This window comes from Mesorhizobium mediterraneum, from assembly GCF_002284565.1.
Lineage (GTDB): Bacteria > Pseudomonadota > Alphaproteobacteria > Rhizobiales > Rhizobiaceae > Mesorhizobium > Mesorhizobium mediterraneum.
This window is the reverse complement of the sequence record NZ_NPKI01000046.1, coordinates 67,171-80,888: the sequence shown is the minus strand read 5'-3', so window position 1 is coordinate 80,888 and position 13,718 is coordinate 67,171. Positions and strand designations below refer to the sequence as shown.

The window sequence follows — 13,718 nt, the reverse complement described above, 5'->3', positions numbered from 1 at the left end:
CCATCATGGCGCAACCGCTTTTGCGGCTGTTCGGTGACGGCTCGGTCGCGGGATTTGATGGGGAACCTAGGCTCGCACCCGTCGGCCCCACCGATCACGGCTCAGCATCCGCGACGTCAGGCAGCCCTCAAATCCCTTGCCCTCCCGGCTAACCCGTGGGACGATGCTTTTGGGCAGGTGGCGAACTGAAAAAAAGCCCCGCCCGCGACGGTCGACAGGCCGGCCGCCGCTCCCAGGGAAACGCCTGAGTGGAGGTCAGTCATGGGAACTCGCGCCGGAGGACGACGCACGGGACCGAAATGCATTGCCATAGTCGGTCCCTTTGCAAGCGGTAAGACGACACTTCTCGAAGCCATATTAGCCCGCACGGGCGCCATTGCCCGCCAGAATCCCGTTTCCTCGGGAAACACCGTTTCCGACCATTCGCCCGAGGCACGCGCCCACGCCATGAGCGTCGAGGCAACCTTTGCCACCACCGAATTCATGGGCGAGCAACTCACTTTCGTCGATTGTCCCGGCTCCATCGAATTCTCCTTCGAGGCAGAGCCGGTGCTTGCCACCTGCGACATCGCGGTGGTCGTCGCCGAGGCCGACGAGAAGAAGATTCCTGCCCTGCAGCTGATCATGCGCAAGCTCGACGATCTCGGCGTGCCGCGCATCATGTTCCTCAACAAGGTCGACAAGGCGATATCAGGCGTGCGCGACACGCTGAAGATGCTGCAGCCGGCAAGCTCGGTGCCGTTGCTGCTTCGCCAGGTTCCGCTGCGGAAGAACGGCGTCGTCATCGGCTCGATCGATCTCGCTCTGGAGCGCGCCTACATCTATCGCGAATATGCCGAAAGCGAGGTGGCCGAGATTCCGGGCGACGACAAGGCGCGCGAGTTGGAGGCTCGCTTTTCCATGCTGGAGACGCTCGCCGATCATGATGACCAGTTGATGGAGCAGCTCCTCGAAGAGATTGAGCCGCCGAAGGACGCGATCTTCGACGATCTCGCCGCCGACCTGCGTGACGGCGCGGTCACCCCCGTGCTGATCGGCACTGCCGAGAAGGGCAACGGCGTGCTGCGCCTGTTGAAGACGATCCGCCACGATGCGCCCGACATCGAGGCGACCCGCAAGCGCCTTGGTGCACCGGACGAAAATGCGACCGTGGTCCAGGTGATGAAAACCATTCACACCGCGCATGGCGGCAAGCTGTCGGTCTCGCGCATACTGTCCGGCCAGCTTGCCGACGCCTCCGAGCTCTTCCTTTCGAATGGCGCCACGGCAAAAGTCTCCGGCATCTACAGAATGCTCGGCAAGGATCAGTCCAAGCTCACCTCGGCCAAGGCCGGCGACACGGTCGCGCTCGGCAAGCTGGACGACGTCACGACCGGCCAGACGCTGAGTTCGGCCAAAGGCGGCATCAAGCCGCTGGTAACGCTGGCGCCGCCGCAACCGGTCTTTGCCTTCGCGCTGCGCCCGAAGGAACGCAAGGACGAGGTGAAGATGTCGGCGGCCATCCAGCGCCTTGCCGAGGAAGACCCCTCGCTCAGCCTGCGCCACAATCAGGATTCGGCCGAAACCGTGCTGTCGGGCCATGGCGAGATGCATCTGCGCGTCGTGCGCGAGCGGCTGGAAGGCAAGAACCAGATCCCGATCGAAGGCCATCCGCCGGCCGTGCCTTATCGCGAGACGATCCGCAAAACGGCGCAGCAGCGTGGCCGCCACAAGAAGCAGTCGGGCGGCCATGGCCAGTTCGGCGACGTCGTGATCGAGATCAAGCCGCTGCCGCGCGGCTCCGGCTTCCAGTTCACCGACACCATCACCGGCGGCGCCGTGCCGAAAACCTATATCCAGTCGGTCGAGACCGGCGTGCGTGATTATCTGAAATCCGGCCCGCTCGGCTTTCCGGTGGTCGATGTCGCCGTCAATCTGTCCGACGGCTCCTATCACGCCGTCGATTCATCAGACATGGCCTTCCAGATGGCGGCGAAGCTGGCAATGAAGGAAGGCATGGCGGCCTGCTCGCCAGTGCTGCTCGAACCGGTCATGAAGGTCGAGATCGTCACGCCGTCCGACGCGACGTCGAGGATTATCGCCCTAATCCCGCAACGGCGCGGCCAGATTCTCGGCTACGATGCGCGGCCTGGCTGGCCGGGATGGGATGTGGTCGAGGCGACCATGCCGCAGGCCGAGATCGGCGACCTGATCATCGAGTTGCGTTCGGCCACCGCAGGCGTGGCCAGCTATCGTGCCGCCTTCGACCATATGGCCGAACTCACCGGTCGCCTGGCCGACGAGGCGTTGAACGCCAATGGCAAGGCCGCCTGACACTGGATTTGGCGCCAGTATCGCAGGCTGCTGAACACAAGGAAACGGCGTCCGGAATGATCCGGACGCCGCTCTCTTGCGGACCGTCTTCGTGGGAGGCGAAACGGCAGGTCCGCCGCACATGCCGCCAGCGCCTGACGGCCTCAGCGGAAGAATGGTTCGGACGCGGTAGCCGCCTGAGCCCGGATCGTCCGAGTGATGCCCCCATCTCCCGCACGAACCACACCGCGTCCTATGATCTGCTTAGTCGATGCTGAGCGCCTGTGACAGGTTACCTGAGGTTACATGTCACTGTTACGTGACAATTTCGGTCGGCTTTCCCTCAGCGCCAGCAGGTTTCGGGCAACAAAAAAGCCGGATCAATGAAGATCCGGCTGAGTTTGATTGGAAGTGCCTGTTAGGGCTAACCTCCAGAGGGGAACACTCGAGGGCGCTAATGGGAGGAGAACGCGCCCAGGAGATGATCTATATATGTGCTCATCATGCCCAAGAAACAAGCATCTATTTTGCAACACACGCATGCAAAATGACACAGGCTGTGGTCTAATCCATTCCTTGCCCTCGTAGGACCAGCAAAATCGTCGAAATGCGATGCACAGCCAGGAAAAAATCGACGCGATATAGCGAATCAGAGCCGATTTTCGCTCCAAATGCAGAAGACAACGAATGACGTCGAATCAGGCAGCATGCGTTTATTTTTGCAGCAGCCGCGTATCGGCCCGAAATTGGAATCGATTTTTCGCTGCGCTAACCTTCGGTTCGAAACGCACGACGCGTAGACTCCAAGCGCTAGAGTGTACTTTGTGCGTCCAAGTGGAAGCACTCCACTCTAGAAGGAAGCTCAATGAGGACACGTCAGGCGATCGCCGGCAGCGCGTTATTCTTCATTGCAGCGCCCGGCGTGGTCGCGGGATTGCTGCCCTGGCTGTTGACCGATCGCTATCGTCTGCCATGGTCTACCCTGCCCGGCTTGGTGCCGGTCGGCTGGGTCCTGATTGTCGTCGCAGCGGCCTTGCTGCTTCATGCCTTCGCCCGTTTTGCCTTCGAAGGCCTGGGCACGCCCGCCCCGGTCGCGCCGACCGAGCAACTGGTTATCGGCGGCATCTACCGCCATGTCCGCAACCCGATGTATCTGGCGGTGCTGTCGATCATCCTTGGCCAGGCACTGCTGTTTTCGAGTTGGACTCTCATCGCCTATGCCGCTATCGCCGCCATCGCCATGGTCTCGTTCGTGAAGCTCTACGAGGAACCGACGCTTGCCCGCCGCTATGGCGCCGACTACGAGGCCTACCGCCATGCCGTTCCAGGCTGGCTGCCCCGCCTGACGCCATGGCGCGGCCAGTAAGAGATGATCGTCCGCGGTGCAAGGCAGGAAGCGACGTGCAGAAGGGTTAGAACGACCAGCTGCGCGCCTTGGCGATAATGAAATCGCGGAAGACGTGGAGTTTCGCCTGGTTCTTCATCGCATCGGGATAGGCGAAATAGGTGTCGAAGGACGGCACTTCGGTCTCCGGCAGCAACTGCACCAACCCTGAGTCCTTGCTGACCACATAGTCGGGCAGCATGGCGATGCCGGCGCCGCCCTGTACCGCGCGCTTGATCGACAATATGTCGTTGATCTGCAGCGTCGGCACCCTTTGCCCGCCTTCGAAATCGCCAACCGTTTCCAGCCAGTTCAATTCCGACAAATGCGCCGGCACCGGCACGCCGAAGGTGACGATGCGATGGGCCTTCAACTCGGCGATCGACGCCGGCTTGCCATACTTGTTGACGTAGGAGGGCGCCGCGTAGAGATGGAAATGCACGGTGAACAGGCGGCGCTGGATGAGATCAGGCTGCTGCGGCTGGCGCAGCCGGATCGCGCAGTCCGCCCGGCGCATGGTGAGGTCGAGCTCCTCGTTTGCCAGGATCAACTGCAGGCTGATCTCGGGATAGAGCTCGATGAATTCCTGCACGCGCTCGGTCAGCCAGCCGGCGCCAAGCCCCACCGTGGTCGTCACCCTGAGCACCCCGGAGGGCCGGTCCTTGGCCTCGGTCAGCCGCGACTTGATCGTCTCCAGCTTCATCAGCACGTCATGCGCCGTGCGGAACAGCATCTCACCTTGCTCGGTCAGCACCAGGCCGCGGGAATGGCGATTGAACAGCGGCACGCCGACGTCATGTTCGAGCGCGCTGACCTGCCGTGAAATCGCCGATTGCGACAGATGCAGTGTCTCGGCGGCATGGGTGAACGACCCAGCTTCCGCGGCAGCGTGAAACACGCGTAGCTTGTCCCAGTCCAACGCCATGATGCCCCTCGTTCTGTTTTTGGCGTCTGAATGAAAAATCAGGCTTTTACGCGGCTTTTCTCGGCCGCTTCCCTACTCCGCTGCTTCGCGGTGAACTTCGATCCCGGCAAGGTACTTCTCCGCCTCAAGCGCGGCCATGCAGCCGAGCCCCGCCGCCGTCACCGCCTGGCGGTAGATGTCGTCGGTCACGTCGCCGGCGGCGAACACGCCCGGCATGTCGGTGCAGGTCGAATCCGGCGCCGTCCACAGATAGCCGTTCGGCTTCTGCTTCAGCTTGCCGGCGAACAGCTCGACCGCCGGCGCATGGCCGATCGCCACGAACACGCCGTCGACCGTCAGATGCATCTCCTGGCCGGTCACCACATTGCGCAGCTTCAGCCCTTCCACCGACGGCGGCAGCGGCATCTTGCCGGACTGGCCGGTGATCTCGTCGACAACGGTGTCCCAGATGATGCGGACATTGTCCTTCTTGAACAGCCGCTCGCTCAGGATGCGCTCGGCCCGGAAGTCGCTGCGCCGGTGGATGACCGTCACGCTCTTTGCCAGGTTGGAAAGGTAGAGCGCCTCCTCCACCGCCGAATTGCCGCCGCCGATCACCGCGACATCCTTGCCGCGATAGAAGAAGCCGTCGCAGGTGGCGCAGGCCGACACGCCGAAGCCCATGAAGGTCTGTTCGCTCGGGATGCCCAGCCATTTCGCCTGCGCGCCGGTGGCAATGATCAGTGCGTCGGCGGTATAGGTGGTGCCGGAATCGCCCTTGGCGCGGAACGGCCGCACATTGAGGTCGACCTCGGTGATGATGTCGTTGATGACGTCGGTGCCGACATGCTCGGCCTGTTTCAACATTTGTTCCATCAGCCACGGACCCTGGATCGGATCGCCAAAGCCCGGGTAGTTTTCGACATCGGTGGTGATCATCAACTGACCGCCCTGCTGCAGACCGGCGACCAGCATCGGCTTCAGCATGGCACGGGCGGCGTAGATTGCCGCCGTATAGCCGGCGGGACCGGAGCCGATGATGAGAACGGGTGCATGCTTGGTGGTCATAGCAGGGCTTTCACAACAACCGGACGCGAATGAAGCGTCCGGCACAGGGATCGATATCGGCCCTAATCTAGGTGTTGCAGGCGACGCCAGCAAGACGACCTGGCCTTCGTCCCCGGAAAGCTTCGGCACAAACAGACGATCCATGAACATCTTGCGCAGTGACTGTCCGAAAATCACCGGCTGAAGGGATGGAATGGACACCAAAGTCGTTTAATTACAAAATCACGAAAGATTCTTGCGTGAAGCGCCGAAGGTATCCATGCCGCTCAAAGCGATCTCGACGCCATCGACTGGAAGATCCTGCGCGAGCTTCAGCACGACGGCCGCATGACCAATGTCGAGCTGTCCGGCCGCGTCGGCATTTCGGCGCCGCCATGCCTGCGCCGTGTCAGGCGGCTGGAAGAGACCGGGATCATCCGCGGCTACCGCGCCTTGCTCAATGCGCCGGCGCTCGGCCTAGACGTCGTCGCCTTCTGCCTCATCGGCCTGCATCACCAGGCCGACGCCGAGCTCAAAACCTTCGCCGAACGCACCCGCGGTTGGCCGATCGTGCGCAACGCCTGGATGGTGTCGGGCGAATCCGACTTCCTGCTGCATTGCGTGGCGAGCGACCTCGGCGCCTTCCAGACATTCGTCATCGAGGAGCTGGCCTCGGCGCCGAATGTCGACACGGTGCGGACGGCCCTGACCATCCGCCGCGTCAAGGACGAGGGCTTGGTGGCTTTCAGCGAAGTGAGAACTTAATCCCGGCCGAGTTCGGCGATGGCGTCGCAGAGTTTGCTGTGATCGTTACCGGTCGTCAGTTTGCGCGTCGTGAACGTACTATCGCCAGCGACTCGATTGAATTTGCCGCGCACCAACCAGCCCTCGCAAAGCCCGGCTCGCCGTCCGGCTTCCATGTCATCGGCCTTGTCGCCGACGATGATTGATCGGCTGATATCCACGCCCAGCAGATCGCGGGCACGCAGAAGCATGCCCGGATTTGGCTTGCGCATCGGATGGTCACCTGCTGCCAGTTCACCCGTCCCGCTCGAATGGTAGGCGCAGGCGAGCACCAGATCGATCCGGCAACCCTGTGCTTCGAGAAGCGCCAGCAGCCGAGCATTGACTGCGGCGAAATCCGGCCAGCCGAAATAACCGCGAGCTATGCCCGACTGGTTGGAGACCACGATCGCAGGAAGGCCAACGAGGTTGGCCGTTCGGATCACCGGCAGCATCTCCGGCCGCAGCACGATGTCAGCTGGATCGCTGGGATAGCCGGTATCGACATTGACGGTGCCGTCACGATCGAGGAACAGCGCCGGCGTGCCGGCTGGAAAGACCGAGGTACCGATCCGCTCGACCCACAGGCCCGGCTCTTCGAGCGGGTATGGATTCGACCTCACGACAGGGCCGATGTCAGCCATCGCAGAGGCGCGCTTCGACCATTTCGCACAGATGATGATAGAGGCATAGATGCCCCTGCTGGATGATCGGCGTCGAGGTCGAGGGCACGTTGAGCAGGATGTCGGAGAGCGGCTTGAGCTTGCCGCCGGTGTCGCCGGTCAGGCTGATCACCGTCATGTCCATCATGCGCGCCTGTTCGGCGGCGGCGAGGATGCTGGCCGAGTTGCCGCTGGTCGAGATGGCGAGCAGCACAGCACCCGCCGCGCCATGCGCCTCGACCTGGCGTGAAAACACCGTGTCGAAGCCGTAATCATTGCCCCAGGCGGTCAGCACCGCCGCATTGGCCGGCAGCGCGATCACGTTGTAGGCCTTGCGCTCCTTCAGGAAGCGGCCGACCAGTTCGCCGGCGATGTGGATTGCGTCGCTCGCCGAGCCGCCATTGCCGCAGATCAGCAGCGCCTTCCCTTGCGAAAGTGCGGCGACGACAGCGGTAACCGCCCGCTCCATCTCGCTGCTGAGGTCGCGCTCGACCATCGCGGTGATCGCGGCCGCCGAGCGGACCAGGTAATCGTTCAGTTCGGACATGAAACCCTCAGTTTGTATTGCCGGCGCGCAACTTGCCGATGGTGCCGGTGGTGCTCTTGCCGGCGACGAGATCGACCAGCACAACGCGGCCGCCCGCCTTCTGCACCACTTCGGCGCCGACCACCTGATCGATCGTATAATCGGCGCCTTTGACCAGTATGTCGGGCTTCAGCGCCTCGATCAGGCCGAGCGGCGTGTCTTCCTCGAAGACGACGACGGCATCGACCGAGGCAAGCGCCGCCAGCACGCAGGCGCGGTCATGCTCGTCGTTGACCGGGCGCCCCGGCCCTTTCAGCCGGCGCACCGAGGCATCGCTGTTGAGGCCGAGAACCAGCCGGTCGCACTGGCTGCGCGCCGCATGCAATAGGCTGACATGGCCGGCGTGAAGGATATCGAAACAGCCATTGGTGAAGCCGACGCTCAGGCCTTCGTCCTTCCACGTCGCCACCAGCCGGGCGGCGGCGGCGGCATCAAGGATTGCATCCTTGTGGGCAATCGGTCCGTGCGAGCGAAACAACGCGCCGGTGAGTTCCTCGACCGTCAGCCGCGCGGTACCGCGCTTTCCCACCACCACGCCACCCGCCGCATTGGCGATGGCGGCGGCCATGATGCGGTCGGCGCCCGCGGCAAGAGCCAACGCAAACGTCGCAATGACAGTGTCGCCGGCGCCGGAAACGTCGAACACTTCCCGCGCCTGCGTGGCGATGTGCCGGGCATCGTCCGCGCCGACGACGCTCATGCCCTTTTCGCTGCGCGTCGCGACGACGAAATCGAAGCCATGTGCAGAGATCAGCTCGCGCGCCGCGGCCACGATCTCGTCATCGGCAAACACCGCGCGTCCGACCGCTTCGCCAAGTTCTTTGCGATTGGGGGTGATCGCCGTCGCCCCGGCATAGCACGCATAGTCACGGCCCTTGGGATCGACCAGCACCGGCTTTCCCGCTTCGCGGCAGATCGAGATCAGCTCGCCGGCGACGCCGTCTAGCAACATGCCCTTGCCGTAGTCGGATAGGATGACGATGTCGGCTTGCGCGAGCGCGGTGCGGAAATGTCGGACCAGCGTCGCCCGCTCCGCGTCGCCCAGCGGCTTGATTTCCTCTTCGTCGAAGCGCAGCACCTGCTGGTTGAGCGCGCTGAACCGGCTTTTCGACGACGTCATGCGGCTCGCGTCCTGCGCCAGGCCGCCGGTGTCGACACCAAGCTCGGCGAGCATTCGCATGAGATTGTTCCCGGCATGATCGTTGCCGATCACTGAGACCGGTATCGCCGCAGCGCCGAGCGAGACGATGTTGGAGACGACATTGCCGGCGCCGCCCATCGCCGACGTTTCGCCACGCCCGCGCAGCACCGGAATAGGCGCTTCAGGTGAAATCCGCTCGATGACGCCGTTGACGAAACGGTCGAGGATGAAGTCGCCGACCACCAGCACGGTGACGCTGCTGAACCGCGAGATGGCACGGTGAAGGGGTTCGGGAGAAGGCAGGTATTGCTCGCTCATGTCATCCGCGACGTGCAATGGGAACCGGTCCCGGTGCTGCGAAAGCACTGGACTGGCAGGGCTGGTCGTTCATGGCGAAGCCGATATACCGCAATTCGGCCCAACGCAACGGCGGGCGCCGAGCGGATCAGAGTCAACGCCGGTTGGCGGATCAGCTTTTCTGCAAAGCCACATGAACGCCCAATCCGACGAGCACCGCACCGCCCGCACGCCGCATGAGGCGCTGCGCGTGGCTCGAGCGCCGCAGCCTGGTGATCAGCGCGCCTGCCAATACCACGCACATGACATCCGCCGAGGAGAACATCAAATTGACGATCGTCCCGAGGACGAGGAATTGAAGCCAGACGGGAAATGTCGCCGACGCGTCGATGAATTGCGGCAGGAACGCCATGAAGAAGATCGCCGTCTTGGGATTGAGCACCTCGACGGTGATGCTCTCGAAAAAGGCGCGGCTGGCCGATTTCGGCACAATGCCCGGGATGACGGCATCGTCTTGCGCCCTGGCGCGGAACAGCGAGACACCCAGCCAGATCAGATAGAGCGCGCCGGCCAGCTTGACCGCCACGTAGAGCGTCGGCACCGCGTGGAAAAGCACGGACAGCCCGGCAGCAGCGGCGATGACATGCGCATAGCCGCCAAGATGAATGCCCAGCGCCGCCGTCAGGCCGGACCAGCGGCCGCGCGCCATGGTTTGCGCAGCAGCGTAAAGCATCGCCGGACCGGGAATGTAGGCAAAGATCGCCGTGGTGGCGAAGAAGGCGATAAGCAGTTCGGTCGACGGCATTGCCTTGCTCCTGTCGCGCTTCGCCGGTGAGTCGCCGACTGAAGCGATTGCTTTGCGGCGGCACTGTGACGCTCACCCAGCCGCCGGATTGCGACCTGCTTTATCGACAGCCTCGCCAGCCTCCCCTATAAGGGCCGGAATCGGCACAAGATACCAGAGGCTTTCATGATCATCGTCACGGGCGGCGCCGGCATGATCGGCTCCAACATCGTTGCCGCTCTCAACGCCGAAGGGATTAGCGACATCCTCGTCGTCGACGACCTGACCGACGGCCACAAGATCGCCAATCTCGGCGATCTGCAGATCGCCGATTATCTCGACAAGGACGATTTCCTGCCGCGGATGGAGGCGGGGGACCTTGGCCGCATCGAGGCCGTCTTCCACCAGGGCGCCTGCTCGACCACCACCGAGTGGAACGGCAGGTTCATGATGGAGGTCAACTACGCCTATTCGAAGCGGCTGCTGCATGCCTGCCTCGCGCTGCGGGTGCCCTTCCTCTACGCCTCCTCCGCGTCGGTCTACGGCGGTGGCGCCGAGTTTCGCGAGGAGCCGGAATGCGAACGCCCGCTCAATGTCTATGCCTATTCAAAGAAGCTGTTCGACGACTATGTCCGCCGCACCGTCTTCGATACCGATCATTCGCCGGTGGCGGGCCTGCGCTATTTCAACGTCTACGGACCGCGCGAGGCGCATAAGGGCGCCATGGCCTCGGTCGCCTTCCACTTGTTCAATCAGGTCGAGCAAGGCCAGAACCCGAAGCTGTTCGGCGCCTATGAAGGTTTCGGACCCGGCGAGCAGAGCCGCGATTTCATCCATGTCGGCGATGTCGCCGACGTCAATCTGTGGCTGTGGAAACGCGGCTTAAGCGGCATCTTCAACTGCGGCACCGGCCTTGCCCAGCCGTTCCGCGCCATTGCCGAAACGGTGATCGGCGCGCTGGGCAAAGGCGAGATCGAGTTCATCGACTTCCCCGACCACCTCAAGGGCAGCTACCAGAGCTTTACGCAAGCTGATATGTCCCGGTTGCGCGCCGCCGGCTACAATGGTCAGTTTCGCACAGTGGAAACCGGCGTCAGAGACTATGTCGAATGGCTGAAAGCCCAACGATCCTCGTGATCGGCCCACGCTGGGTGGGCGACATGGTGATGGCGCAGTGCCTGTTCTCGGCGCTGAGGGAGCTTCACCCGAACGCCGCGATCGACGTGCTGGCGCCGGCATGGGCGGCGCCACTGGTCAAGCGCATGCCCGAAATACGCCAGCAGGTCGAACTGCCGCTGAAATCCGGCGCACTGGAATTCCGCACCCGAAGGCGCTTCGGCCGCCTGCTGCGCGGCCATTACGACATGGCCTATATCATGCCTGGAAGCTGGAAGTCGGCGCTGGTCCCGTTCTTTGCCCGCATTCCGCGCCGCATCGGCCATCTCAAGGAAATGCGCTACGGGCTGCTGACCGATATCGTTCCCTTGCCCGACCAGGTGAAACGGCGCACGGCGCAGGCCTATTTCGGCCTCGCCCAAGGGGGCACGTTCCGGGCCCCGAGGCTCGCCATCGACACAGAAAACCAGGCGGCACTGCTGGGCCGTTTCGGGCTGGAGGCGAACAAATTCGTGGCACTTATGCCCGGCGCCGAGTTCGGGCCCGCCAAACGCTGGCCGAGCGAACGCTATGCCGGTCTTGCCGGCGACATGATGGCGAAAGGTTTTAGGGTCGCACTGTTCGGATCGAAGAACGACGCCGAGGTGACGGCGGAAATCGCTACGCTTGCACCAGGGGTTGTCGACCTCGCCGGCCAGACGCGGCTGGAGGACGCCATCGACCTGATCGCCGCGGCCAGGCTTGCGGTATCGAACGACAGCGGGCTGATGCATGTCGCCGCCGCGGTCGGCACGCCGATCGTTGCCGTCTATGGCTCGACCTCGCCTGAGAATACGCCGCCGCTCGCCGAGCAGCGCGAACTGGTCTGGCTCGGCCTGTCCTGTTCGCCCTGCCACCAGAAAATCTGCCCGCTCGGCCATCTCAATTGCCTGAAGACGCTCGAGGTGTCACAGGTCGCGGCAGCAGCGGAACGGCTGCTGGAAATGCCGGCCGCCGCATGAGGGTGCTCATCGTCAAGACATCCTCGATGGGTGACGTCATCCACACGTTTCCGGCCGTCGAGGATGCTCGCCGCTACCGGCCGGACGTATCGTTCGACTGGTGCGTGGAAGAAGCCTTTGCCGGCATCGTGGCGCTGCATCCAGCCATCGCAACCATCCACACCGTGGCGATCCGGCGCTGGCGCACAGGCCCACTCGGCCGCGGCACATGGCGCGAGGCGGCAAGATTGCGTCGCGCCTTGCGCGATTGCCGCTACGATCTCGTCATCGATGCGCAAGGATTGCTGAAATCGGCCCTGGTGGCGAAACTGGCCGCGGCGCCGATCGCCGGCTTCGACCGCTCGAGCGCCCGCGAGCCTTCGGCGACTTTGTTCTACGACCGCCGCTATGCCGTGCCGCGCGATCTGCACGCCATCGAACGCACAAGGCGCCTGTTCGGGCTGGCGCTCGGCTATGAACCGGATTTTTCCAGGCTTGAGTCCGGCATCGTGCCGCCAGCCGGCGGTTCGACCTTTGTCGGCGAAAACCCCACCTTGCTGCTGCACGGCACCAGCCGCGAGGACAAGAAATGGCCGGTAGGCGACTGGATCGAGACTGCCGGGCTTCTCGTGGAGAGAGGAATGACGCCGGTCACCACCTGGTCTAACGACAGAGAAAAGGCGGTTGCCGAAGCGATTGCCGCGGCCGTTCGGCAGACCGTGCTGGTGCCGAAATTACCGCTTGCCGAGATCGCCGCGATCATCGGCCGCTCGGTGCTGATCATCGGCGCCGACACCGGCCTCACTCACCTCGCCAGTGCCTTCGGCCTGCCCACCGTCGCCGTGTTTCTGGCGACAGAACCCGGCCTGACCGGCCCGCGCGGGCCGTTCTCGTCAACGCTGCTGGCTGCGCCTGGCGGTCACGTCGCGCCTGCGGAGGTGGTGGCGGAGGCCGAGAGGCTGCTGGCGCTCAAATCGCAGGCCGCGACATAGGACCTTTTCAGAATTCGCTCTGGCGAGTCGCTAGTCGGCCGCCAGAGTAGAATTATCAACAGGCCCTAGATGAACTGCACCTGGACGATCTCGTAGCCCCGCGCACCGCCTGGCGCGTTGACCTCGATCGCATCGCCGACTTCCTTGCCGATCAGCGCCCGCGCGATCGGCGAGGAGATCGAGATGCGGCCGGACTTCACGTCGGCTTCCTGGTCGCCGACGATCTGGTAGGTCTTCTTCTCTTCCGTATCCTCGTCGACCAACACCACGGTCGCGCCGAACTTGACCTTTTCGCCGCTGAGCTTGGTGACGTCGATCACTTCGGCACGCGCGATGAAGTCCTCAAGCTCGTTGACGCGGCCTTCATTGAGGCTCTGCGCCTCTTTCGCCGCGTGGTATTCGGCGTTTTCGGAAAGATCGCCATGCGAGCGCGCTTCGGAGATCGCTTCGATGATGCGCGGCCGTTCTTCCTGCTGCCGCCAGCGCAGTTCTTCCTTCAATGACGCGAACCCCTCGCCTGTCATCGGGACCTTGTTCATGATGCCTGACCTTTCCTGCCGCCGCCCCCGCATTCCGGGAGCGACCTTGTCGATGGGTACAAAAAGAAAACGGTCCGGCAGCCTCGGGCTAACGGAACCGTCTCACCGCAATTTCCCCCAATATAGCAATCTTCGCGGGTTTTTCACGCCAAAAAAATCGGTTTTTAAAAATTCACCCGCCCATTTGTGGAAATGCCGTCACGGCAGCGCG

At 63.2% G+C, this 13,718-nt stretch carries 12 protein-coding genes and 1 pseudogene; 6 read left to right on the top strand and 7 right to left on the bottom strand.

Features of this window, described 5'->3' with window-relative positions; genetic code table 11:
- Window positions 1–261: 261 nt before the first annotated feature.
- Both CIT25_RS30910 and CIT25_RS30905 read left to right on the top strand, forming a co-directional pair.
- A complete protein-coding gene (locus tag CIT25_RS30910) occupies window positions 262–2,313 on the top strand; it encodes an elongation factor G (RefSeq protein WP_095488901.1) in 2,052 nt (683 codons plus the stop codon).
- Between the two features lie 844 nt (window positions 2,314–3,157).
- On the top strand, window positions 3,158–3,658 hold the full coding sequence (locus CIT25_RS30905; protein WP_095488900.1) for a methyltransferase family protein: 501 nt from the start codon (window positions 3,158–3,160) through the stop codon (window positions 3,656–3,658).
- Window positions 3,659–3,704: 46 nt separating this feature from the next.
- Here CIT25_RS30905 and CIT25_RS30900 read toward each other — a convergent pair whose 3' ends face one another.
- Together CIT25_RS30900 and trxB are read right to left on the bottom strand one after the other, a co-directional pair.
- Window positions 3,705–4,601, bottom strand: a complete 897-nt coding sequence (locus CIT25_RS30900; protein WP_095488899.1) for a LysR family transcriptional regulator — start codon at window positions 4,599–4,601, stop codon at window positions 3,705–3,707.
- Between the two features lie 72 nt (window positions 4,602–4,673).
- Entirely contained in the window at window positions 4,674–5,648 is a 975-nt protein-coding gene (gene trxB, locus CIT25_RS30895) for a thioredoxin-disulfide reductase (RefSeq protein ID WP_095488898.1), read from the bottom strand.
- 259 nt (window positions 5,649–5,907) lie between these two features.
- Here trxB and CIT25_RS30890 point away from each other — a divergent pair.
- Window positions 5,908–6,392: pseudogene (locus tag CIT25_RS30890) on the top strand (Lrp/AsnC family transcriptional regulator).
- Here the strand turns inward: CIT25_RS30890 and CIT25_RS30885 are convergent.
- The 4 genes from CIT25_RS30885 to CIT25_RS30870 form a co-directional block, all read right to left on the bottom strand.
- The gene (locus CIT25_RS30885; protein WP_095488896.1) at window positions 6,389–7,054 is read right to left on the bottom strand and encodes a D-glycero-alpha-D-manno-heptose-1,7-bisphosphate 7-phosphatase; all 666 of its coding nucleotides are present in this window, start codon (window positions 7,052–7,054) and stop codon (window positions 6,389–6,391) included. The pseudogene CIT25_RS30890 and the gene CIT25_RS30885 overlap by 4 nt on opposite strands.
- Window positions 7,047–7,619 carry a D-sedoheptulose-7-phosphate isomerase gene (locus tag CIT25_RS30880; RefSeq protein WP_095488895.1) on the bottom strand — a complete coding sequence of 191 codons (573 nt, stop codon included), beginning with the start codon at window positions 7,617–7,619 and terminating at the stop codon, window positions 7,047–7,049. The genes CIT25_RS30885 and CIT25_RS30880 overlap by 8 nt, the downstream gene beginning before the upstream one ends.
- Before the next feature lie 7 nt (window positions 7,620–7,626).
- Window positions 7,627–9,117, bottom strand: a complete 1,491-nt coding sequence (rfaE1, locus tag CIT25_RS30875; RefSeq protein ID WP_095489221.1) for a D-glycero-beta-D-manno-heptose-7-phosphate kinase — start codon at window positions 9,115–9,117, stop codon at window positions 7,627–7,629.
- 151 nt (window positions 9,118–9,268) lie between these two features.
- Window positions 9,269–9,901, bottom strand: coding sequence for a LysE family translocator (locus CIT25_RS30870; protein WP_095488894.1), 633 nt, complete (start codon window positions 9,899–9,901; stop codon window positions 9,269–9,271).
- A gap of 165 nt (window positions 9,902–10,066) precedes the next feature.
- On the opposite strand from CIT25_RS30870, the gene rfaD reads away from it, so the two are divergent.
- Genes rfaD through waaC form a run of 3 tightly spaced genes read left to right on the top strand, consistent with a single transcriptional unit; the run spans window position 10,067 to window position 12,968 of the window.
- Window positions 10,067–11,017: an ADP-glyceromanno-heptose 6-epimerase gene (gene rfaD / locus CIT25_RS30865; protein WP_095488893.1), complete on the top strand. Its 951-nt coding sequence runs from the start codon at window positions 10,067–10,069 to the stop codon at window positions 11,015–11,017.
- Window positions 10,990–11,997, top strand: a complete 1,008-nt coding sequence (waaF, locus tag CIT25_RS30860; protein WP_095488892.1) for a lipopolysaccharide heptosyltransferase II — start codon at window positions 10,990–10,992, stop codon at window positions 11,995–11,997. Before rfaD ends, waaF begins: the two co-directional genes overlap by 28 nt.
- Entirely contained in the window at window positions 11,994–12,968 is a 975-nt protein-coding gene (gene waaC / locus CIT25_RS30855) for a lipopolysaccharide heptosyltransferase I (RefSeq protein ID WP_095488891.1), read from the top strand. The genes waaF and waaC overlap by 4 nt, the downstream gene beginning before the upstream one ends.
- 65 nt (window positions 12,969–13,033) lie before the next feature.
- Here the strand turns inward: waaC and greA are convergent, their stop codons facing one another.
- Window positions 13,034–13,507 carry a transcription elongation factor GreA gene (gene greA / locus CIT25_RS30850; protein ID WP_065012064.1) on the bottom strand — a complete coding sequence of 158 codons (474 nt, stop codon included), beginning with the start codon at window positions 13,505–13,507 and terminating at the stop codon, window positions 13,034–13,036.
- Window positions 13,508–13,718: the final 211 nt, after the last annotated feature.